This is a genomic window from Pseudomonas sp. (assembly GCF_032058845.1).
Classification (GTDB): domain Bacteria; phylum Pseudomonadota; class Gammaproteobacteria; order Pseudomonadales; family Pseudomonadaceae; genus Aquipseudomonas.
In genome coordinates this window covers 8,324-8,820 of the sequence record NZ_DAMCCR010000143.1, presented here as the reverse complement: position 1 = coordinate 8,820, position 497 = coordinate 8,324, and the positions used below count along the sequence as shown (strand labels likewise).

Below are 497 nucleotides of genomic sequence, written 5' to 3'. Positions count from 1 at the left end.
CCCGCCACGCCGAGCAGTTCAACCGCCTGCTGGGCGAAGCCGGGGCCAGCCATCTGCGGCTGATTCAGGTCAGCGAACTCGACCCTGCCGTGATGTTGCAGCTGTCCGAGCGTCTGGAGCGCGGCGAGTGGCTGGCGATTGCCGGCGACCGCGTGCCGCTGCACGGGGCGCGCACCGTCGAGGTGGATTTTCTCGGCCAGCCCGCGGCGTTCGCCCAGGGCCCGTGGCTGCTGGCGGGGTTGCTGGAATGCCCGGTCAACCTGCTGTTCTGCCTCAAGCATCAAGGCCGCTACCAGGTCACCCTCGAACCGTTCGCCGAGCGCGTGCAGTGGCGCCGTGGCCAGCGCGATCAGGTCATTGCCGAGTGGGCCGCCGCCTACGCCCAGCGCCTGGGTCATTACTGCCAGCAGGCTCCCCTGCAATGGTTCAACTTCTACCCCTTCTGGAACACCCATGACGACGCACGCCCCTGAGCCCATCGTGTTCGGTGAATCGCA

The 497-nt window shown here is 67.8% G+C and carries 1 pseudogene; it reads left to right on the top strand.

Annotated features, from left to right (window positions below):
* A pseudogene (locus RT028_RS18935) lies at nucleotides 1-473 on the top strand (glycosyl transferase); the annotation flags it as partial.
* Between the last annotated feature and the right edge of the window lie 24 nt (nucleotides 474-497).